At 46.9% G+C, this 22,851-nt stretch carries 16 protein-coding genes; 9 read left to right on the plus strand and 7 right to left on the minus strand.

The window, feature by feature from the left end:
* Window positions 1-47: 47 nt before the first annotated feature.
* The gene (locus B153_RS0106945; RefSeq protein ID WP_026261957.1) at window positions 48-1,385 is read right to left on the minus strand and encodes a vanadium-dependent haloperoxidase; all 1,338 of its coding nucleotides are present in this window, start codon (window positions 1,383-1,385) and stop codon (window positions 48-50) included.
* A 114-nt stretch (window positions 1,386-1,499) separates the two neighbouring features.
* Window positions 1,500-2,042, minus strand: a complete 543-nt coding sequence (locus B153_RS0106950) for a hypothetical protein (RefSeq protein ID WP_020595966.1) — start codon at window positions 2,040-2,042, stop codon at window positions 1,500-1,502.
* A gap of 416 nt (window positions 2,043-2,458) precedes the next feature.
* Here B153_RS0106950 and B153_RS0106955 point away from each other — a divergent pair, with 416 nt between their 5' ends.
* The 5 genes from B153_RS0106955 (at window position 2,459) to B153_RS34785 (ending at window position 10,223) form a co-directional block, all read left to right on the plus strand.
* Entirely contained in the window at window positions 2,459-3,598 is a 1,140-nt protein-coding gene (locus B153_RS0106955) for an efflux RND transporter periplasmic adaptor subunit (protein WP_020595967.1), read from the plus strand.
* A 139-nt stretch (window positions 3,599-3,737) separates the two neighbouring features.
* On the plus strand, window positions 3,738-6,959 hold the full coding sequence (locus B153_RS0106960) for an efflux RND transporter permease subunit (RefSeq protein WP_020595968.1): 3,222 nt from the start codon (window positions 3,738-3,740) through the stop codon (window positions 6,957-6,959).
* Window positions 6,934-8,391, plus strand: a complete 1,458-nt coding sequence (locus B153_RS38195) for a TolC family protein (RefSeq protein ID WP_026261958.1) — start codon at window positions 6,934-6,936, stop codon at window positions 8,389-8,391. Before B153_RS0106960 ends, B153_RS38195 begins: the two co-directional genes overlap by 26 nt.
* 547 nt (window positions 8,392-8,938) lie before the next feature.
* On the plus strand, window positions 8,939-9,400 hold the full coding sequence (locus B153_RS0106970) for a hypothetical protein (protein ID WP_020595970.1): 462 nt from the start codon (window positions 8,939-8,941) through the stop codon (window positions 9,398-9,400).
* Window positions 9,401-9,836: 436 nt separating this feature from the next.
* Window positions 9,837-10,223, plus strand: coding sequence for a hypothetical protein (locus B153_RS34785; RefSeq protein ID WP_020595971.1), 387 nt, complete (start codon window positions 9,837-9,839; stop codon window positions 10,221-10,223).
* A gap of 156 nt (window positions 10,224-10,379) precedes the next feature.
* On the opposite strand, the gene B153_RS0106980 is transcribed toward B153_RS34785, so the two are convergent.
* Window positions 10,380-11,705, minus strand: a complete 1,326-nt coding sequence (locus B153_RS0106980) for a glycosyltransferase (RefSeq protein WP_020595972.1) — start codon at window positions 11,703-11,705, stop codon at window positions 10,380-10,382.
* Window positions 11,706-12,137: 432 nt separating this feature from the next.
* Between B153_RS0106980 and B153_RS37475 the strand changes: the two genes are divergently transcribed.
* Window positions 12,138-15,203, plus strand: a complete 3,066-nt coding sequence (locus B153_RS37475) for a beta strand repeat-containing protein (RefSeq protein WP_020595973.1) — start codon at window positions 12,138-12,140, stop codon at window positions 15,201-15,203.
* A 67-nt stretch (window positions 15,204-15,270) separates the two neighbouring features.
* On the opposite strand, the gene B153_RS0106990 is transcribed toward B153_RS37475, so the two are convergent.
* From B153_RS0106990 to B153_RS0107005, 4 genes are all read right to left on the minus strand, one after another.
* On the minus strand, window positions 15,271-16,479 hold the full coding sequence (locus B153_RS0106990; protein WP_020595974.1) for a glycosyltransferase family 4 protein: 1,209 nt from the start codon (window positions 16,477-16,479) through the stop codon (window positions 15,271-15,273).
* Window positions 16,480-16,643: 164 nt separating this feature from the next.
* Window positions 16,644-17,417 carry a glycosyltransferase family 2 protein gene (locus B153_RS0106995; RefSeq protein ID WP_020595975.1) on the minus strand — a complete coding sequence of 258 codons (774 nt, stop codon included), beginning with the start codon at window positions 17,415-17,417 and terminating at the stop codon, window positions 16,644-16,646.
* A complete protein-coding gene (locus B153_RS0107000; protein WP_020595976.1) occupies window positions 17,414-17,980 on the minus strand; it encodes a WcaF family extracellular polysaccharide biosynthesis acetyltransferase in 567 nt (188 codons plus the stop codon). Before B153_RS0107000 ends, B153_RS0106995 begins: the two co-directional genes overlap by 4 nt.
* A 41-nt stretch (window positions 17,981-18,021) precedes the next feature.
* Entirely contained in the window at window positions 18,022-18,954 is a 933-nt protein-coding gene (locus B153_RS0107005; protein WP_020595977.1) for a glycosyltransferase family 2 protein, read from the minus strand.
* Window positions 18,955-19,119: 165 nt separating this feature from the next.
* Between B153_RS0107005 and B153_RS0107010 the strand changes: the two genes are divergently transcribed.
* The 3 genes from B153_RS0107010 to B153_RS0107020 all read left to right on the plus strand — a co-directional run bounded on the left by B153_RS0107010 (window position 19,120) and on the right by B153_RS0107020 (window position 22,847).
* On the plus strand, window positions 19,120-21,069 hold the full coding sequence (locus tag B153_RS0107010) for a sialate O-acetylesterase (RefSeq protein WP_245564843.1): 1,950 nt from the start codon (window positions 19,120-19,122) through the stop codon (window positions 21,067-21,069).
* Window positions 21,070-21,133: 64 nt separating this feature from the next.
* A complete protein-coding gene (locus tag B153_RS0107015) occupies window positions 21,134-21,898 on the plus strand; it encodes a methionyl-tRNA formyltransferase (protein ID WP_020595979.1) in 765 nt (254 codons plus the stop codon).
* Window positions 21,899-21,992: 94 nt separating this feature from the next.
* Window positions 21,993-22,847 (plus strand): polysaccharide deacetylase family protein, encoded by an 855-nt coding sequence (locus B153_RS0107020; protein ID WP_026261959.1) that lies wholly within the window; start codon window positions 21,993-21,995, stop codon window positions 22,845-22,847.
* The last annotated feature ends 4 nt before the right edge of the window (window positions 22,848-22,851 follow it).

A 22,851-nucleotide genomic window follows, 5' to 3' on the forward strand; every position in this document is an offset into this window, starting at 1 on the left:
TTAAGGAGTCTATTGCTCCCTAGCGGTTCAATTCGTTTCCGATTCAGCTATCGCTTGGCTACGAGCGATTGGGGCAGTAGCCTTTGCAATACATGTTGCCCAACGTGTTCTCCCTGAATAGTGCCCTCTTCGACGCCGTCACGGTAGTGAATCCCTCCATATACCCGACTCACCGAAGCTTCCTGATAGGCTGCTTCTACCGATGCAAATGAACGTACCCCATGCCCATAAGGCAACTCTGTCGAATCGGTAAAGGCCACGTTATTCCCAATCAACTGTTCGATTACCTTGCCCGCTGCCGCCGAAATATCGCTGTGCCCACTGACGTATTCGGGGAAAGCCGGGGTTTCCAGAAAAGGGCGCCACTGCGGATCGATATTCGTATTGATAACTGTTTCTGGCCGAATGCGGATGTGTGTGTATTTTTCATCCCAGCAGGCAATGAAGGCGTCGAACATGGCAATCGACGTCAGCGAAAACAACTGAGCAGCCTGAACCATGTTCAGTTTTTGCTGACGGGCCAGCGTGGTAGCAATAGCCAGCCAATGACCGGGTGGCGACATTTTTTTACTGGCAAACATCACGTGGCCCGAAATGTTGGTCACAAACGCATTATCGTCCCAGAAGTACGCAATGGCCTGTTCGGTCTTATCCTGTCGTTGGCCAATCGTATACACTTCTTCAGTAAGTTTCCAGAACGGGCTGTTGTGATTCAGATCGTATTTGGCGGGGGGAGGGCACCGAAACTGCCGGGCCGAATCCAGGGTAAACAAGCGAACGGTATTCCATTGCGGTTCGCAGGCATCGGCATAAGCGGGGGGAGTAGGTACCCAGGTTCCCGGCTTATTGGTTACCGAATATCGGAAACCGCGCGTTTCTTTATAATGATCTTTGCTGGCATACTCCAAGATGTGCTTCGCAACCTGTTCGCCATACTGCACTGAACGCTCATATACCTCATCCGGAATTTGCAGAGCTTTTAAACGGGGCTTAAATGTTTTGTCAAATGTATCCCACAAATCGGCTGAAAAAGTCAGTGCCCGCCCAACCGTCATAAACGCAGTCAAACTGGCAATGGGATAGCAGTAGGCTACCCCTGAATCAGGCTGAGGAGTAGCTTTCGACCCATTGAGTTTGCCCATCATTGATGCGTATCCCGTATACCCTGGCCGGAGTGCTTCATAAGCTGCCAGATACGAATACCCATAAATCCGACTGGCAACGGGTGGCTTAAAAATATCATGGATCATAATATCCGTCAGTGTTTTCGAACAGTCGTAGAGCAGTTGCGGGTTCGCTGCCTTCGCGTTATACTGTTCGGGTGGCGTATCGGGCTGGCAAGCCAATATACCTAGTAGCAAAAAGCTTATCAATAGTGGTTTCATAAAATAGCCTGAATGGTAAAGGGCCTCGCTGGGGAAGCCAAAATGAGAATAAGAAGCTTGTAGCCAGGCTGTTAAGCATGGACTAGCTCCATAGGTAAACCATTGAAAATCAGGCTATTGTTTGGGCGGGGGCGATGGTGCATCGATGCCAATAGCGGCATAAGCGAGCTGTATTACTCCGAAGCCTTTACTGGATTGAAGCGATTGAACATCTGGCTGGGCCAGGTAATAGGGGCTGGGAGGCAGGTATGTGGTAAACCGCTCGCCCAGCAGTTTGAGCAGCCGTCCCAGTGGCGTTTTCGGCAACGACTGATCGTTGCTGTTCATCTCCTGTAGCTGCTCAGCCAGATCAAAAAAGCGCTCTTTGGCGTTCTGGTTCGTTTTCAGTACAGTATATAGGGTGTCGTTGGCATATTGCTGGTGGACGATGTTGTAGAATTCGTCGCCATCCTGAATTAGTCCTTCATGCCCATCTGTATTTTCCCAGGCCGACGTATAAGGGAGAGAAATAGGCAGTTTAACCACTTTCCATTGGTCATCAGTCGAAACGGGCGTTGCCGATTCGTAACCTTGCTCAAAGGTAAATACAGCCAATGGCAGCCCTATCCAGTGGTAGAGCAACAGTACAAGGAAACCGATGGCTGTTAATGCCTTCACGCAATGTGTACCCGAAGGGCGACCTACGACGAAGCCACTCCGGTATGATCAATTTATTGATTATACGCCGTATTCGAAAAGGAGCTCAAAATTCTAAAAATCTACTCAATTACTTGATCAGCCTGATAAATATCAGTCCCTGATCGGATCGATAATCTGAGCATTGTGAATCATTCGTGAAGTAACTAGACCAATCAGCAGATCGACTATCGTCGTGATAAGCTGAGCAGGCATACTGATTAAATCCACTTAACCTATACGTTCATTAAAATAAGATTAACGATTTGGACCATCTCTAAGGAAATTCTAATATTTTTTTAATCTGCTCCTTAGTTGAGTATACCTCCTTGCTGAAAGGATGAACGCAAGAATTACTAAACCAATGTTTTGTTTAGTCAGGTATACTAATCTTATTTATGCATAATCACGCTGGTTTATTCAGTTTATTACTTGGTATCGCCTTAACGGGCTGTTCTGTACACAGCGAGCAGAAGTCAGAAACAACGACGCCTGCTCTTCCGGTTATTCAGCTAACACAACAGGACGCAACACTCGATCACTATTATACTAGTGAGCTGGAGGCTATTCAGAACGTGGAAGTACGCGCGCGGGTAGCTGGCTATCTAGATAAAATCCTGGTCGACGAAGGGCAGCCCGTTCGGAAAGGCCAGCTTTTATTCCAGCTTAATCCGACCGAATACCAGGTTGAAGTCGATAGAGGCCAGGCTAGTCTGGAGAGTGCTCTGGCCGATGAACAATCAGCCGCAGTTGAACTGGAAAGGGTGAAACTACTGGTCGGGAAAAACGTTATATCGCCATCCGAACTGAAGCTGGCCAAAGCAAAAATGGAAACGGCCCGCTCCGCCATCAATGCCGCCAAAGCCGCTCTGACCAAAGCTCAGTTTCATGTGTCGCTGACCAGCATCCGCGCACCATTCGATGGAGTTATTAACCGAATCCCGTTCAAACGGGGGAGCCTGATCGAAGAAGGGGCCCTGCTCACAAGCATTTCAGACCTAAGGCAGATGTATGCCTACTTCCACGTTTCGGAGAAGGAGTATCTGGCATTTATCAAAAAACGGCGCGACCCGGATAAAACGACTGTTCGGGAGGTTGATCTGCTGCTGGCTGATGATACACCTTATCCGTTCAAAGGGAAGATTGAAACCACCGAAACGGAATTTGAAGGTAATTCGGGTACGATAGCGTTCCGAGCCAGTTTTCCGAATCCCAACCGATTGCTTCGGCATGGAGCTACCGGCAAAATTCGCCTGGCAACCGAAGTCGATGATGCCGTTCTAGTGCCTCAGAAAGCCGTTTTCGAAGTGCAGGATAAAAACTTCGTGTATGTGGTCGATGCCAAAAATAGAGTCCGTACCCGAAGTTTTATTCCCCGGAGTCGGGTCGATCAGATGTATATCGTCCAGACGGGGCTGAAGGCGGGAGATCGGATCGTATACGAGGGCATCCAAAGCCTCAAGGATGGTATGACCATCATCCCAAAAGCCCTGCCAACCAAACGCTTGCAGGCTCTATATGCCTCAGCCCATTTGTAGCCATTTGCTTGGCGTCATTCAATAGTCATAAGCTTCACGTCATGTATTGTTATGGATTACTCGAAACAATCCATACCATGATTGACTACTGAATGACCACTAAATGACCAGTAGTATCCATCAATGACTCTGTATACCGATGTTTAATATATTCATAAAGCGACCTTTATTATCGACGGTTATTTCCGTACTGCTGGTCCTGCTCGGGATATTAGCCCTGACGGGTTTGCCCGTCACGCAGTTTCCCGACATTGTGCCACCCTCGGTAACGGTAACGACCCGGTATACGGGTGCCAGTGCCGATGTGTGCGTGAAAGCAGTGGCGACTCCCCTCGAACGAGCTATCAACGGGGTGCCGAACATGACCTATATGACTTCCATTTCGGGCAATGATGGAACGACACTGATTACGGTTTTCTTCAAAGTTGGCACCGACCCCGATCTGGCCGCTGTAAACGTACAGAACCGGGTAACGACTGTAATCGATGAACTACCAGAAGAGGTAATTAAAGCAGGGGTAGTGACTGAGAAAGAGGTTAATAGCATGCTGCTATACCTCAATATTGTCAGCGATGACCCAACCGTCGATGAAAAATTCATTTACAACTTCGCCGACATCAATGTGCTGGCCGAATTGAAACGGATCGACGGGGTGGGTTTTGCCGCCATTATGGGTAGCCGCGATTACTCCATGCGGGTGTGGCTCAAGCCCGACCGGATGACGGCCTATAATGTTTCGGCCAATGAGATTGTAGAGGCTATCCGGAAGCAGAACGTTGAAGCGGCTCCCGGTAAAGCTGGTGAAGCTGCCGACAAAGCTCCTCAGGTGTTGCAGTACGTATTGCGGTATACGGGTAAGTTCTTTGAGCCTCAGCAATACGAAAACCTGGTCATCCGGACCGAAAACGATGGCTCGTTGCTGTTCCTGAGAGATGTTGCCGATGTCGAATTTGGCTCACTGGATTATTCGGTGCTATCGAAAAATGACGGCCGCCCATCGGCGTCGATCATGCTGAAACAACGGCCGGGTTCCAATGCCAGCGACGTGATTGCGGCTGTCAAACAGCGAATGGCTGAGTTGAAAGAATCGTCGTTTCCGGCGGGAATGACCTACAATTATGCCTATGATGTGTCGCGGTTTCTGGATGCGTCTATTCATGAGGTGATTCGTACGCTGATGGAAGCCTTTTTGCTGGTGTTTGTGATCGTCTTTCTCTTCTTGCAGGACTGGCGTTCTACCCTGATCTGTGCACTGGCCGTTCCTGTGGCGCTGATCGGAACGTTCACCTTCATGAGCGCCATCGACTTCTCGATCAATCTGCTGACACTTTTTGCGTTGGTACTGGCCATTGGAATTGTGGTCGATAATGCCATTGTTGTTGTCGAAGCGGTACACGCCCGGATGGAGGAAGAGCATCTTACCCCTCGAAAAGCCACTTTTGCCGCCATGCACGACATTGCCGGTGCCATTGTAGCGATCACGCTGGTGATGTCGGCCGTGTTTGTTCCTGTGGCGTTCATGTCGGGGCCGGTCGGTATTTTTTATCGACAATTTTCGTTGACCCTGGCTATCGCCATCGTGATTTCGGGTATCAATGCCCTTACCCTCACCCCGGCTTTATGCGCGCTGCTGCTGCGCCCGGTACATCATGAGAAAAAAGGCCTGCTGGGTCGCTTCTTTGCCCGATTTAACCGGGGGTACGAGTCACTGGCGAACGGTTATCAGCGGTTGCTACGTCGGATCGTGAGTCGGAGCGTCGTTACGTGGGGATTGCTGTTAGCATTCGTGTTGGGTACCTGGGGAATACTTCAACTGCTGCCGGGGGGCTTTATTCCTACCGAAGACCAGGGCATGATTTACGCCAACGTGACAACACCCGCCGGAGCTACCGTCGACCGGACCGAGAAAGTCCTTGACGCTATTCAGGAAGTGGCTCTCAAGCAGCAATCGGTTGAAAACGTATCAACTTTGGCTGGGTATAGCCTCCTGACCGACGGGGCTGGAGCTTCCTATGGTATGGCTATGATTAACCTCAAACATTGGGATGACCGTACCGTTTCGACTGACGATCTGATCAAACTATTGGAGAAAGAGACGAAGGGCGTTACCGACGCCAGCATTCAGTTTTTCCCTCCGCCTACGGTACCGGGGTTTGGGAATTCCAGCGGATTTGAACTCCGCTTGCTCGACCGTAGTCGCAGTGACGACCTGCAAAAGACGGCCAAAGTTGTCCAGGAATTTATCGAAGCCCTGAAAAAACGGCCGGAAATCAACGACGCCTTTACCAGTTTCGATCCTAGTTTTCCGCAATATCTGCTCCATGTCGATCAGCAAAAAGCGTCGCAGAAAGGGGTTTCGATTGACAATGCGATGAGTACCCTGCAAACCCTGATGGGTAGCTACTATGCCTCCAACTTTATCCGGTTCGGGCAGATGTACAAAGTGATGGTGCAGGCGGCTCCTAATTATCGGGTCAAACCGGAAGATGTGCTGAATATGCGCGTCAAAAATGATCAGGGAGAAATGGTGCCCTATGCCAACTTCGTCAGCCTCGAACGGATATATGGTCCCGAACAACTTACCCGCTACAACATGTATACCTCGGCCATGATCAACGGCGACGCGGCTCCGGGCTACAGTAGTGGCGATGCGATTCGGGCCGTTGAGGAGGTAGCAGCTAAGGAGCTTCCCAAAGGGTTTGGGTTCGAATGGTCGGGTATGTCGAGGGAAGAGGTTAAGTCGGGCGATCAGGCGGTGTATATTTTCGCCATTTGTCTGGTATTTGTTTATCTGCTGCTGGTGGCTCAGTACGAAAGTGTCTTGTTGCCGCTACCCGTTCTGCTATCCCTGCCCACGGGTATATTTGGTTCGTTTGCTTTTCTGCAACTGGCCGGGCTTCAAAATAATATTTATGCGCAGGTGGCTCTGGTTATGCTCATCGGGCTACTTGGTAAAAATGCCATCCTGATCGTCGAGTTTGCCAACCAACGCCAACGTGAGGGAGCTTCGATAATCGACGCAGCGCTGGAAGGAGCCGTTTCTCGTTTACGCCCGATCCTGATGACCTCCTTTGCATTCATTGCTGGTCTGATTCCACTCTGCATGGCCGCCGGTGCCGGTGCACTCGGAAACCGATCCATTGGTACTGCGGCTGCCGGAGGTATGCTGACCGGCACGCTTTTCGGGTTGATCCTGATACCCGGCCTGTTTGTCTTCTTCGCCAGACTGGGTAAACGATTTGGTTCAAAACCAGATGATGACGAAGATAATATGGAGGCAGATTCTCTGGACTTAGGTTCTCCGCACGTTGTTTCATCTACGCCCAAACAAGTCAATGGTCAAGTTATTCACACTCCGTAATGTATGCTGGCGAGTTAGTCCCTATATCATAGCGTTAGGACTACTTGGGAGTTGCCAGCTTCCCAAACCACTACTTCTTCCTGCCCAACAGCCCGTTCCCGGATTGTTTGTCCGTCAAGCTGACTCAACTAGTATCGCGGCTCAAAGCTGGCGAAGCTTTTTTGCCGACACCAATCTGACTCGGCTTATCGACACGGCGCTGACCAGCAATCTGGATTTACGCATAGCGACCCAGCGGATCGAGGTTGCCAGAGCCAATTTCGAATACAGCCGGGGTTTTCTGGCTCCCCAGGTCAATGCAGTAGCCTCAGCCGGAGTGGATCGGTACGGGGAATATACCATGACGGGTGTTGGCAATTACGACACGAACCTATCCGATAATATTCGGGGCAGTCAATTAACGCCGAACCCCACACCCGATTACTTTCTGGGTGCCCGGAGTTCGTGGGAGGTCGATATATGGGGAAAACTTCGCAATCGGAAGAAATCGGCTTATATACGCCTGCTGGCTTCTGAGAAAGGACGACAGGCCGTAACCACGGCCCTGGTTGCCGAAATAGCCCGGTATTACTATAACCTACTGGCTCTGGATGGTGAACTGGAAATTCTTCAGGAAAATATCGATTACCAGCAAAAAGCTGTCGATCTGGTGAGTATTCAGAAGCAGGCTGGCCGGGTCACAGAACTGGCGGTTCAGCAGTTTAGGGCACAACTCCTCAACACCCAAAGCCGAATTGGGCAGGTAAAGCAGCAGATTGTCGAGAATGAGAATCAGTTAAATCGGCTGCTGGGCCGCTATCCACAAACCATCCGTCGCGGAAAATCTTTACAGGAGCGTGAGCTGCCGAGTCAGGTTTTAGCGGGACTTCCGACGCAGATGCTTATTCGACGGCCTGATATTCAGCAGGCAGAGCTTGAGTTACAGGCTGCGCATGTTGATGTCGATGTAGCCCGTGCCGAATTCCTGCCCAGCCTGAATTTGACGGCTTATCTGGGATTGAATGCCTTCCGTACATCCGTACTGTTCAGTCCGGCGTCGATTGCTGCCGGTATTTTGGGGGGCTTATCGGCTCCTATTCTGAATCGACGTGCTCTAAATGCCAATTACCAGCAGACTGTTGCCCAGAACCGGGAATCCTTATACCGTTATCAGCAAATTGTTCAGACAGGTTTTGGCGAAGTGATGACCAATCTGCGCGGGATCGAAAATTATCGACAGGTTGCTCAGTTAAAATCGCAGGAGGTAAACATGCTCCAGCAGGCAGTCTCTACGTCAAATGATCTGTTTGCCAATGGGTACGCTTCTTATTTAGAAGTAATCACCGCTCAGCGCAGTGTTTTGGAAGCTGAATTGGCGCTCATCAATACAAAGCAAGCGCAATTTGTTGCCTTAACCAATCTGTATCGGTCATTGGGTGGAGGCTGGCAATAGCCTCAATGTCAGAGGTATATCGTGTATCATATAGACTATTCAGTCGCGCTGGCGGGCTGTCCTGTAAGGGATAGCCCGCCTTATTTTTTAAATGACTAACAACGGAACATACGTTTGATATAGAGCCAGGGAGACAGTCGAGAAATTGCCTGGATTTTTTTGTCGATTGAGCGCTCCGGCCTTACTTTGTGTATAGTCGTCCAGGTTTCTCGTATCTGTGTACCCGCAGGTATACATAAAAAAGAGGGAATTTGTGAAAAGAAATGCGGCACTGTCAGAGAGCCTGGACAAATTCACTCTGTATACGACTGAGCTGAAAAAGAAGTAAAACGCTTAAAGTCGAGTTGATTAACTCAATCGGAACCGTGACCACTGATAAAATGCCTACACCAAGCGAACGACGACTAAGACCCGTGTTAATTCTGATTCTAGCCCTGCTAAGCAGTAGTTTACTTCTGTTTGTCTATATGGCCATTAAGGGTTATTTAATGGAGTAATGCTTAGGGTTTCTTTTCTTCTACGTTGTATTCCATTTACAACACATCAAATGAAGTTTCTTACTGAAAAAAGCACTTTTTACCGATACGGGCTGTATCTGGTACTTGTCGTCTCTGTAAATATAGTTCAAGGCTGCCATTCTGATGGAGCTGGCGTTACGCCGGCCAATTCGACTATTTATGGACTCTGGACGGGTACCTACACGGTTTCTGCCACTGATCCAACGTATGTTGGAAAATCTTTCTTTTTTAGTTTTACTATTTATGATGATGGTACCCTGACCTACAAAAGTAAAACGCCTGGAAGCGATGTGTATGCCTACGGTACCTGGAGTTTGAGTGGCAATACCTTTTCGTTTAAAGTGACTACTTTGAATTATGATGGTGGCTATCAACATACGCAGTTAGGCAATGCTACCTTTATCAGTAGTCAAAATACGTTATCAGATGGAACGATAACAGACTCGGTAACGGGGGGTAAGTCTTCCTGGACGATGAAAAGGGAAAATTGAGGTGTGCAAATAGACGGTCGCAATAAATAACGCACAGAACGCATTGGTGCGTTTGGGCACTTTGCGCAATGCAAATCTATACGCAACTCAGTCACGTTTGGGAATAGATTTGGTAAACGAAGTACCAAGTAAACAGTCTACTACACAAAACCCCACCAACGTTGGTAGGGCTTGTCGGCACATATAAAATGACCACATTGCGTCGGTCGATCTTTAGACTAAGTTTTAGTTGGTTGGGTCACAAAAAATTTATTATTCTGTAAAAATCACATTTCTGTAGTATTATTACACTCGATATCGGCCAATTTTGCTAACTCGATTTGTCTCCGAGTTCTGTTAAAATGCTTTGTAATTTATACGCTTAGTAAATTTATTGAGCTATATTTTATAATTATTGGAAATTTAATCATTTATGCGGTAGTAAAACTCAACCACCATGAAAACAAAAACTAACGTTAGTCTATTGAAGGAGTATATTAAGACGCTGGTCGCTACAGAAGTTGAATTTCCGGGCGTTTTGCCACGGAGCTGGGGTAACGAGTTTACCAGAACTGAGCTATCGGCTATATACTTCACGCTCAAATTTGTTCTCAAATCTGCAGAACCCAAAACCAGACTGATTCTGATGGATGCATTTAAAAACGTAAATCATCCAGGCATGAACATGCATTGGTTTTTGTGCGACTTCTGGCCAGAAATTGTTCCGCTACTGACGAAACAAAATGTGTCGGAAGTGCAGTATCCATCGCCAAAACGGGTAAAAACACCTCAAGGACTTGATCTGGCTTTGTTGAACTTAATGAAGGAGACCGTCAACTCATGATTGGATGCCTATTAAATCGATAGGGAGATTCAAAGATCTTTAGCAGCAACACATGGCTTTCCTGGCTTAGTGAGCAAGGGAACGGCTGTCCAGCACCAACAATATATTTTGCACAAAAGGATAAGGGACTTTATCGTTCCCTTATCCTTTTGTGATTCAGGCCCATACCGTCTCTTCGCTTGGGAGAGCGTATTCCTGATATAAGTCAGCTATATAGCGTTCGGCCAGGTCGTTTGGGGGATATGACGACAATTCGGCGCCTAACTTCTGCACGTTTTCCCGATACCTTAGGTCGCTTAACAGGGTTTCAACCGCTTTATAAATCTGGACGGGTTTGGGCCTTTCCGTTTTAAGGTTGATGCCCACCTGACAATAGTCAAGCCGGGCTGCAATCTCATTTTTACCTTCATGGATACCAGCCGCAACAATGGGCAATTTATGTTGTAACCCCAGCATAACGCCACCATAGCCACCATTGGTGATATAGACACTGGCATAGGGCATCACCATATTAAAGTCGATATAGTCCTCGATCAGCGCGTTACGAATCGGATAACGAGCCCTGAGTTCGTTTGTTTGTGAGCCACCAGTCGTAGCGATTATGAGGGTATCCGGTTCATTTTTGAAGGCTTCAAGCGTGGGAACAATTAGTTTTTCCACGTCGCGTTCGATAGTGCCCTGCGTTACAAGAACGATTCGTTTGAAAGAAGATACCTTATTAACCAGTTCATACATTCGTTTAGGCCCTTTGCTGTAAGGAAGTAGTGGTCCTACAAAACGGATATTTGGACTGATACGTTGACGGGGGTACTCAAACCCTGGCACCCCGCTTTGCAAATACAAATCGGAAGTACGTATAAGATCATCGAATACGAAATCGTTGGCGGGAGGCATACCATATTGCCGACGGTACTGATTATACAGTGTGTGGCATGTTTTAAGGGCATACTTCTGAATTAGATGCCGGACCAAACCTAAAAATAGTTGACCAGGCCAAGCCATACGAGGATGCAATCCGAGCCCTGATGCACCAACATAAGGGTCTGATTCGGCAAGTGGCACCACGCCAACACCGACCGTTTTAACTCCCAGTAGATGCCTGGCAAATACTCCTCCCATAAACCCTACATCATGAACCAGTATATCGAATGGCCATTCTGTATGTATTTCGGTAAGATCTTCGATAAATTCTGGTGTCCGAAGTAAAAACACCTGGTGTATGTCGAACCGAAGGCGGGCTAAAGGACTCTTTACTCTAACCCGTTCAGGAAACAAGCTATCCAGATTGTCCTGATTGACCGTCTGTGCTTTTCTAAATGGGTAATGGTGCAGGCCTAGTTGATGAACTTTTTGACCATAATGGCCGCCTACATACCACCGTACATCATGACCTGCCTGGCTAAGATGCACAGCCAGTCCCGTTAAAGGACTAAAATGACCATCCATGGGCATGGTGGCGAAGAGAATGCGTTGAGGTGTCATTGATTCGTTGTTTGCCTCAAAATTGCGGGCTGGCTTAGACCCCGCCAATGTCAGTTGCTACGAAACGGAATAAACGTCCGTTGAAGCGATTCATGGGGTTGTCAGGAGACCTATACGGCAGATAGGCCATTCAATAGGATAGCTGTATAAGTGCCAGAAAAATAGGCATTTGGAATGATTTTTGCGCCTTTTTAGAGAATGTACGCAGCATTTGGCGTGTATCGTAGAGCCTGGAAATTTATGAGCCGGTAGCACAGATTTTTTTGTGGTGATTCAATTGGGCATCTCAACGATATATGACCAGAATATACGCGCTAACGGCTACCGGACAGTAAATAATGAAGTATCGTCAATGACTAAGTTGGGCACTATACGTGTACATTTGGTAATTGACTTTTCCGGTTTTCTCACGTTTCATACTTGGCATAGATTATGATGGTATCTATATCTCGACTTTTCAATGGAAATTGGTTCGTAATTGGGTTGTTTGTTTGGGGCTTACCTTCGTTTGTACTAGGCCAGTCAAACTATGCCGTTACAACGCCTAACTCGGTCACGCCCGGTAATTTCAATACATTGGTTGGGCCTTTTGCCGGGAATAGCTCCATGCGTGGGTTGTACAACGTATTTATGGGCTATAATGCAGGCCAATCGACCACTACGGGGTATTACAATGTCTTTATGGGGTTTGGAACCGGGCAGGCTAATACAACAGGTTCTCAAAATACGTTTGTTGGTATCAATGTAGGTACCAATAACACAATTGGTTCTCAGAATGCCGTTATAGGTGCTTATGCCGGACAGTTTAACACAACAGGCTTTTCCAATTCATTCTTAGGCTCGTATGCCGGATATAGCAATACGGTTGGCTCACAGAATGTTTTTCTGGGGACATATGCTGGTTATACTAACCTAACGGGAGTCGACAATGCGTTCATCGGTAGTTTCGCCGGGTATAGAAATACGGGCTCTCAAAACGCATTTATTGGCAGTTTTGCCGGATATAATAATTCGACCGGAGCCCGGAATGCATTTCTTGGTTTCAATGCCGGCCGAGCGGGTACGACTGGGTCACAAAATGTGTTTGTTGGCACGGAAGCGGGCTTTAATACCACAACCGGGTCATATAACGCGTTCAATGGGTATCGTGCAGGATACAACAATACCCTTGGAGCCCAGAATGTGTTCCTGGGAGAGAGTACAGGCTTTAGCAATACAACAGGACTCAATAATACATTTATCGGTAACACGTCAAGCTATTCGAATACAGTAGGGTCGAACAACGTGTCGGTGGGTATTCGGGCTGGCTACAGTAATTTATCGGGCTCCAATAATGTACTGGTCGGTGATTCGGCCGGGTATACCAACACCGTAGGAAATAATGTATTTATAGGCTCCAAGGCTGGTTTCCTGAGTCAAATTGGGATACAAAATACGTTTGTGGGGTTTCAGTCAGGGTATAGCAGCACAGCCGGAGTCAACACGTTTGTAGGCTATTTATCGGGGCGTTCCAATACGACCGGAACACAAAATACATTTATCGGAGCAACGGCCGGAAGGAATACGACATCGGGCTCTTCGAATGTATTTGTGGGTGATAGTGTAGGACAGACAAATACAATTGGTCGATTCAATACATTTCTGGGGAGCCGAAGTGGTTTTCGCAATGTGAGTGGAGAGGGTAATGTGTTTATTGGCCAGCAAACGGGTTTTTCCAATACAACTGGTATGGGAAATACATTTATCGGTAGCAATAGTGGGTATACGAATACATCCGGTTATAGTAATGTTGCAATAGGTACTCGTGCAGGCTATTCCAATTCAACGGCCCATCATACGATTATGATTGGTGATTCGGCTGGCTTTAGCAATGGGGCATCACAAAATGTTTTCATTGGTGCTAAGGCGGGATATGCCAATACAACGGGTGGCCAAAATACGTTTGTCGGGTATCTGTCGGGGCAGGCCAACACCGCCGGAACGGATAATACGTTTTTGGGTGTAAATTCTGGTAAGAGCACGACAACAGGTTCTCACAACTTGTTTAGTGGCGCAAATGCCGGACAGGCAAATACGACGGGAGGTGGAAACCTCTTTCTAGGATCTCAGGCTGGTTTTTCTACGACTACGGGCTCTCAGAATTTGTTTATGGGGTATGCATCTGGGTATAGTAACGTAACAGGCACTGATAATACATTTATTGGTCTTCGGACTGGTGAAAAGAATACGACGGGTAGTGGGAATACGTTTATGGGTACCAATGTCGGTTTAAATAATACATCTGGCGTTTTTAACCTGTTTTTAGGTAGTGGTGCAGGCTATTCTAATCAGGTTGGTGAGTACAATGCATTTCTAGGGCATAATGCTGGATATAGTAATAACTCAGGTTCTAGTAATGTATTTATTGGAAGAGATGCTGGGAGTGCAAATAAAGAGGGTAGTTACAACTTATTTATGGGTTTCTCAGCCGGGGTTCAAAATACGTCAGGCACATTTAATACATTTTTGGGGAGCGGAAGTGGATATACCAATAATGGCAATGAAAATGTCTTTATTGGTCATAATGCGGGTTATAAAAATACTTCCGGTGGCAATAATGTGTTTATTGGCCAGGGGGCAGGGTCGAATAATGCTACTGGTCAGGAAAATGTCTTTATTGGATATAATGCCGGTCCTGCCGATGGGAGGGCGGGTTTAATAAATGCAGTGGCTATCGGTAGTAACGCTCAGGTTACGGCCAACAATTCGCTTATCCTTGGTAACGGTGTCAATGTGGGCATTGGCACTACGGCTCCAAATGCCAAATTAGAGATTACTTCGTCGAGTTCTGGCGTGAGTGGTTTACGCTTTACGAACCTGACATCCGATTTTGTGCCTACAGGAACGGTCACAAAGGTTTTGACCGTCAATGCGAACGGAGATGTATATCTGGCTAATGTGGCTTCGGGTACGGTAATTTCGACCACTGTCGTCTCAACGTCAGTAGTTAGTAATACGAACGTCGGGACCAGCGATAATCTGTGGCTTCGTCAGAATGGAAATTTGTTTCCTGTTCGGGACGATGCTGTAGTAATAGGAGCTTTGGTTACAAAAATACCTGTAGGATATAAGTTGTATGTGCAGGATGGAATTTTAACCGAAAAAATCAAAGTAGCGATCAAGAACTCAGCCGACTGGAGCGACCATGTATTTGAACCGACATATCAACTAAAAAGTCTGAGTGAAGTTCAGCAATTTATACAAAGGAATAAGCACCTTCCCGGCGTACCATCTGCTAAAGAAATGGTTGAACAGGGGAACGACCTTCATAAAACCGACGCAAAGCTGCTGGAAAAGATAGAAGAGCTAACCTTATACAGTATCCAACTTGAGAAAGACAATCAGGAGCAGCGGACGGTTAATCAGCAACAGGAGCAGAAACTCAAATCGGTAGAGGAAGAATTACAAAGTTTAAAACAGCTTGTTCAACAGCTATTGCAAAAGGCGGATAAAAAGTAAGTGAAGAAAACGGATTGCATAAAAAAGCCCTCTGAGTCTTTCAGAGGGCTTTTTTATGCAATCCGTTTTATAAATAATCGACAATTCGTTTGCCTGTGATACCGCTCTGTAATTCACGGCGCAGTACAGCTCGTCGTCGACGTGGATGCGTGGTTATATATTTCACCCGCATTTTAAGACCAAAACTAACCAGCATATACACGCCAAATAACCCAGCAATAATGACGAGAGAGAATGTATTGGAAATATTCCGGTGTAATAACAAAAACAGAATGGTATTGAATAACGAAACACCACATAGAACGGCTGTTGCACCAATATGCGATAAGCCGTTATCAAGAAGAATATGATGCATATGATTGCGGTCGGCAGAAAAGGGAGAGCGTCCGGCCAGTATCCGAACCAGAAATACCCGCAAAGTATCGAAAATGGGGATAATCAGCACAACAATGGCCAGAATGGGCGCATTGAAAAAAGCGGTAGGCTCATATCGGTAAGATGCATTCAGGCTGACAAATCGAACCGCGAAGAAAGCCAGCATGAACCCAATAATCAGCGAGCCGGTATTACCCATGAAGATCTTACTCGTTTTCGAGAAGTTGAAGCGCAGAAAGCCTAACAATGCTCCGGCAAGCGTGAAGGCTAAACAAGCCATCGAGAAATGGTTGGTCATTAAAAACCACCCCCCAAATGTACCGCTGGCAATGGTAGCAATGCCACCCGCCAGGCCATCAATCCCGTCGATGAGGTTTATGGCATTAGTAAGCGCAATGAAAATGAAACAGGTGAGCAGTATACCAACAATTTCGGCCACATGATGAAAACCCATAATGCCATACAGATAATCAACGCGCAGATCGCCGAAGAAAATCAGAATCATAGCTGCCAGAACCTGAAACATGATCTTTTTCGCAGGGTCGATCCCCACCAGGTCATCCTTGATACCGATAAAAAATAGTATGGTCATCCCGGCAATGGACAGATTTGTCCGGTAAATCTCGGTTTGGTCAATACTTGGCCATAGGAAATACGAAATGAGCAGACCGGCAAAAATGGCGATTCCACCGAAGGTAGGGGTGGGGGTAGAATGCGCCCGACGCTCACCAGGTTTCTCCATGAGTGATTTCAACTCGGAGATTTTAATAATAACCGGGATCGCTACGACCGAAACAAAACAGGCGACCAGAAACGATAATACGCACTGGTACAGTCCGAGTGTAAACAGATCGTCTTTGAATTTATGTTGTAGGTAGGCAATGAATAAGTCGATGTTCATAAGGCAGGACGTTAAGATACTGATTCCCTTACTGGGTTTTTCGTCAGTTTGCGTCGAGTAATGCTACCTAAGCCAACCGGATATTTGGGTTTTGGGGCTGTAAGGAGCATAAAATTCATGGGTTTAGCTAATGAGGCAAAGAAAATCTGATTTAACGGTAGAGATTACAACTGATTGGTAGGCTCAGGTGGTTTGCTTACATACTGTTTGAGCTTGCGCAAAGGTTTTAACCATAAGGTGAAAAAGTAAGGCTTGAGCCCGTTAAGCTCCCAGGCCAGCTTGTCTTCCCGGTTTGCACGTAGCCTGTTTTGAAGACTACTGTTACTAATTCCGCCAGCCCGCATCACAATCGTAACCTCATCCATGTAGGCAATTTTGGCTTTGTTTTTGTGAATGAACCGTAACATGAGTTCGTAATCGGCGGCACTTTTCATGTCTAGTCGAAAGGGGCCATATTGCTCATAGAGCCAGCGTTTCGCAAAGAACGAAAGGTGCCCAGGCATCCAACCCCACAGGAAAGCATTTGTGCTGTACCAGCCCGAGCGCCAGTATCGCTTGAGCTGTTGAGGATTTACCCGGTCAACATAGAGCATATCACCATAAACGGCATCACTGCCTGTTCGTTCGAACGTCGATACCATATGTTCGATCACACGATTGTGCCGATAAAAGTCATCCGCATTCAGTAAACCGATCACTTCGCCAGTAGCCAAACCAATGCCTTTGTTCATGGCATCGTATAAGCCTTTATCGGGTTCTGAGATAAATCGAGCAATTTTAGTGCCGTACGACTGTATAATCTCGACCGTTCCATCCGTCGACTTTCCGTCCACGATGATGTATTCAATATCTGGATAAGTCTGATTCAGAATCGATTCGATGCAGTCCCGAATAAATTCTGCACCATTGTAAACAACCGTTATAATAGAAACTTTCACGCCGTTATGGTTCGTTTTCGGACAAAGGTTGCCGGATTGCCCTGGTAAATACTGTAGGCGTCCAATGAACGTGTGGCCACTGAATTGACCGACAGTACAGAATGCGATTCGCAACGGACACCCGCACATACAACGGATTTTGCCCCAATCCAAACCCCATCGGCTAGTGTAATCGGCTGGGTTGTCAGATCAAAGGTTGCGCTTCGGTAATTGTGGTTGCCCGTCAGAATCATGGCTCCCTGCGATAGGCAGGCATTGTCGCCGATGACTACCTGGCTCAAATTGTCGATCCAAACCTGCTCACCAATCCAGACGTAATTCCCAATCTCCAGTAACCAGGGATATTTGACATTTAGCGCTGGTTTAATCATCACATTACGCCCGATTTTAGCTCCAAACAAACGTAATACCGCTATTTTGAGGCTAACTGGTATAGGTAAATAGGTATTTAAAAAATAGGCGTTCACAAGAAACCAGAGCACAACCCGCCACCGTGGGCCGTGGTCGTACCAGCTATTGTCGAAGCGTGACAGGTCTGTTTTTCCGTTGATCTGTTCCGTCATACTAGTCTTGTTCCTGAATGAACGATCGGTTGAATTGGGAGTCAGGATTGAGTAACCTGTTGCGGGCGAATAGCCCGGAGGTCTTTACCGTACTCGGTTTTAAAGTAGTTGATAATCGCTTCTTTATCGTTACCAATTCGAATGTCCAGTTCCAGCAGTTTGGCATCGACCAGAAAACGATACCACAAACCTTGTAAAAAGCACCAGACAAACCCCGGCCGGCCATCCAGAAAGCCCAATCGTATAAAGTAGCGATACACGAAATAGAGGATAGGCCGGGTGAAGTAGGGCATAGACGCATACATTTCCTTTAAAAATCGAATTCGCTGATCCTGCGTTCCAAAAAAACGGGGTTGTACTTTTTCGGCCTGATCAAACTGATGCCGGTAGTTGAGCAGGTTAATCATTTCCAGAATGGTGTAATGATTGTGCTTCTGCGTCCACCAGGTCAGGTTGTTCAGGTTATGATCAACAATGTCGTGATCGAAATGTATTGGTTCACCCTTTGTTAATTTTATGTGTTCATCATGCCATACTTGTTCACAAAAACCATCCCCTCTGCGCCATAAACGAAGCAGCCAGATCGGATAGAAACCACCGTAGCGTATCCAGCGATTCAGAAAAAATACCCGACGCTTTACATATACACCACCAATAGGATCGGGCAATGTATTCAGGCGTTGATTGATTTCAGAAGCTAATTCGGGCATCACGTACTCGTCGGCATCCATACGCATAAGCCAGGCCGTCTGGAAAGGTGTATGCTCAATGCCATAATTGAACTGAGTTGCGTAATTTACCCAGGCGTTCTGTACGACAACTGCCCCCATAGACCGGGCAATCTCAACGGTACGATCGGTCGAAAATGAATCAACAATAAAGATTTTATCCGTAAACGGGAGAAGACTATCCAGGCAGCGAGCAATGTGCTTTTCCTCGTTGTGGGTCAGGATGATGACAGATACGTCGGTCATACTTAAAGTTACTATTTGCTCAATAAATAGCCTTTTTTGCCGGTTTATGTAAAAAAAGCCTTATTTTACCATCACGTTCTTCTGTGGAAGGATGATGCAATATTATAACTTTTTTTATACTCAGCAAAGCTTGTGAAGGCACTTTACATTACAGTCATATTGTTTTTGTACTATTTCACCACATCGGCTCAGGTAGTTTTTCTACAGATGCCGCATCCCTACCAGCTTTTTCCCAGAGATGCGAATAATCAGGCCGAAGTGGTGATCAGTGGCATCAATTACACGCCCTGGTTTACAAAGATCAACATGGAAGTATGGCGAGAAGATTCACTGATTAGTATTCAAACCAAGCCACTGACTCCCAACGTAGATAGTACACTGTTCCGATTTTCGTCTGTGATCAAAGCGGAACGGGCCCAATATACATTTAAGGTGTATGTCTACACACAGACGGATTCGGTCCTGATTGCCAATCAAAATGGGGTTGTTTGCGGGGACTTTTTCATCATTCATGGGCAATCCAACGCATTGGCGCTAGCCCAGCTTGAAGAGTACTATTCGTATAGTTTTGATGATAAATACTTGCGCAATGCAGGGTATGCAGCAGGTGAATCACCGGATAAAATAGCCTGGTACCCAGCTAAGCAGCCTTATGCCAGTGTAGGTGGATTGGGCCTTACGTTACAGCGATTGATTCTACAGTATTACGGTATACCTACCTGTGTGCTCAATGGGGCTAAAGGGGGAACAGGTATTGACGCATTGATGCTTCGCGACCCCAACAACCACGCCAATCCGAATACAATTTATGGGGATTTGCTCTACAGGGCGAAATGGGCAGGTGCCGCTAAATTGGCTAAAGCCATTATCTGGCGGCAGGGGGAAGAAGATGCAGGTACAGGTACGAAAAACTATGCTGGAAAGTTTGGAACGCTTTATAACCAGTTCCGGGAAGATTATGGCGACATGCGCCTATATGTTGGCCAGATCAACATCCTGAATAATGCTAATCCGCAGGATAGTGCGGCTGCCCTACGCGATTTTCAGCGCCGAACGAAATATTTATTTAAGAACGTCGAGACGATCGCTACGGTAGGAACGCCTGGATACGATGGCGTTCACTATGAACCGTTAGCGTATCAACGGCTTGCTTTTGAACAATTTCGGCAGATCGCCCGTGACATTTATGGCTCAAAGGATACGATCCAGATTAATTCGCCTGATATTAAGCGGGTATTTTACAATTCTCAGAAAGATTCCGTCACGATGGAGTTTACGGATCAGGTACTCTGGAAGAATGACACCACCTTTTTTAATTTCGCGACTGGGCAGGTCCTGATTACTCGCTACCAGAAAGATTATTTTTACCTGGATGGACAGCCGGGATTCGTAAAGACGGGTACACCTAGTGGTAACCGGGTAAAGCTCGCCCTGACGCAGCCCGTTACGGCGAAAAGGTTACGGTATTTACCCGCATTTTTCTCCGATGAGGTATCCGCTTTTTACGATGGCCCTACCCTCCGAAATGCACGGGGTATGCGGGCTTTTTCGTTTGATGTGCCCATTGCCGATGCCATTGCCACCGTTACGACGCTGGCTGCCAAACCGTTATCCGAAAAGCAAATTCAATTGAACTGGGTTGCCTCGGCTGGATCCGACGTACAAATTCTGGAGCGATCCGATACGGTGGCAAATCGGTTTAAGCAGATCGCGGTTCTGAACGGCACCGCTACTACATTTACGGACCCTAATCTGCCGGATATGTATGGGACGTATTATTATCGACTGCGGGCCTATAGTAGCGCGTCGGAATCAGTATACAGTAACGTAGTCACGACAAAACCGTTGGTTCTGGGGGTAGAGCCGGCTGAGCCGCTGGTACAACTGTATCCGAATCCGGTGGCCACTGATCGGATGCTTCATGTGGAGGCTGATCAAATCAGATTTACCGACCTGACACTACGGGATGGAGTCGGTAGGGTGGTGAAAAATTGGCATGGAAGTGCTGTGAAGGCTTTCTCATTAAGTGTGGCAGACCTTAGTGCCGGGTTCTATATCGTCGACCTCCAAACGACTGAGGGCCGTTCCATCCGTCGAAAATTGCTCATTCGATAAGAAACTAATCTTGCCTTTTCGGTGGAATACGTAGTTTTGTGGCATTAACATTTGCGAATCGGTTATGCGCCTTGTGATCCTTACTCAGGATGATCCTTTCTATCTTGCTCGTAATATTGATTATCTATTGAAGAAGTTGCCACCCTATGCCGAAGTGGTAGCAACGGTCGTATTCGATGTATCACCATTTGGAAAGCGAGAAACATTTACTGAGAAGATGAAAAAGACCTACGACATCTTCGGCTTCCCATTTTTTGTTCGGTATGGTTTCAAGTTCGTTTCATCTAAATTAAACAGTCAGAATAATGTTCGGAAGGTGCTTGCCGACCGGAACATTCCGCTGATTCATATCGAAGGGAATATCAACAAAGATGAGAACCTCGATAAGCTTCGGGCTTACAAACCTGACCTGTTTGTATCGATTGCGGGTAACCAGATTTTCAGACAGAAATTGCTTGATGTGGCAACGCATGGCTGCATTAACCTGCATACAGCCTTGTTGCCCAAATACCGTGGCCTGATGCCTTCTTTCTGGGTGCTGAAAAATGGTGAAACCCACACAGGGGTATCCGTTTTTTTTGTGGACGAAGGCATCGACAGTGGTCCCATTCTGGTGCAGAAAAAACTGGCTATCGGGAATATGAGCCAGGCTGAATTGATTGACGTGACCAAGAAAATGGGCATGGATGCCATTCTGGAATCGATTGATAAAATTCACTCGGGTAAGTACGAACTGATTGAAAATGATGCCTCGCAGATGACGTATTTTACGTTTCCTACCCGTGAGGATGTGCAGGCTTTCCGGGCTGCAGGAAAGCGATTTTATTAAAGAAGGACGAAATAACGGAAAGGGAGTGAATGGGGAATGGATGGAACATGATCCCTTTACTTCCTTTCTCTTTTCTCCCTTTCCTCCCTTTTTTATGAATATCCTTACGTTTGATATTGAAGAGTGGTTTCATATTCTGGACAATGCATCGACCCGCACCGAAGCCGACTGGGGACGTTATGAAACCCGTATTCACCAAAATATGGATTTGATTTTCCAGCTTTTGGAGGATACAAAAAGCCGGGCTACTTTTTTCTGTCTTGGCTGGGTAGCAGACAAGCATCCTGATGTGATCCGACGTATCGATGCGGCTGGGTATGAGATTGCTACGCATTCGTATGCCCATCAACTCGCCTACGAGCAAACGCCCCAGGAGTTTCAGGAAGATTTAACACGCTCGATCAAACATTTGCAGGATTTAACGGGCAAAAAAGTTCGGTCGTACCGCGCACCGGGTTTTTCGATAAAAGCCTACAATCGGTGGGTGTTTCCGATTCTGATCGAACAAGGGATCGAGATTGACTGTTCCGTCTTTTCGGCTCGACGGGCGCACGGGGGCGATGCCTCACTGAATATGTTTGAGCCAGGGTATCTGAATGTGGATGGTACACTCCTCAAGGAGTTTCCTATCAATACGGCTGCCGTAGTTGGGCAGGACCTGATTTTTTCGGGTGGGGGCTACTTTCGGTTGTTTCCATATTCGGTTATCAAAGGGTTGATGCGTCGGTCACCTTATGTCATGACCTATTTCCACCCCCGCGATTTCGATGCGGAGCAGCCTATGATTCCTGGCCTAAGTCGGGTACGGCGATTTAAATCCTACTATGGGCTTAAGGGGTGCCTGCCAAAGCTGAAACAACTCCTCATTGAATTTCCATTCGTTGACCTGGCCGAAGCCGACAAACAGGTCAATTGGGAACGCGTGATTCAACGAACGGTTTCGCTTTAGCAGT

The organism is Spirosoma panaciterrae DSM 21099, from assembly GCF_000374025.1.
GTDB classification, from domain to species: domain Bacteria; phylum Bacteroidota; class Bacteroidia; order Cytophagales; family Spirosomataceae; genus Spirosoma; species Spirosoma panaciterrae.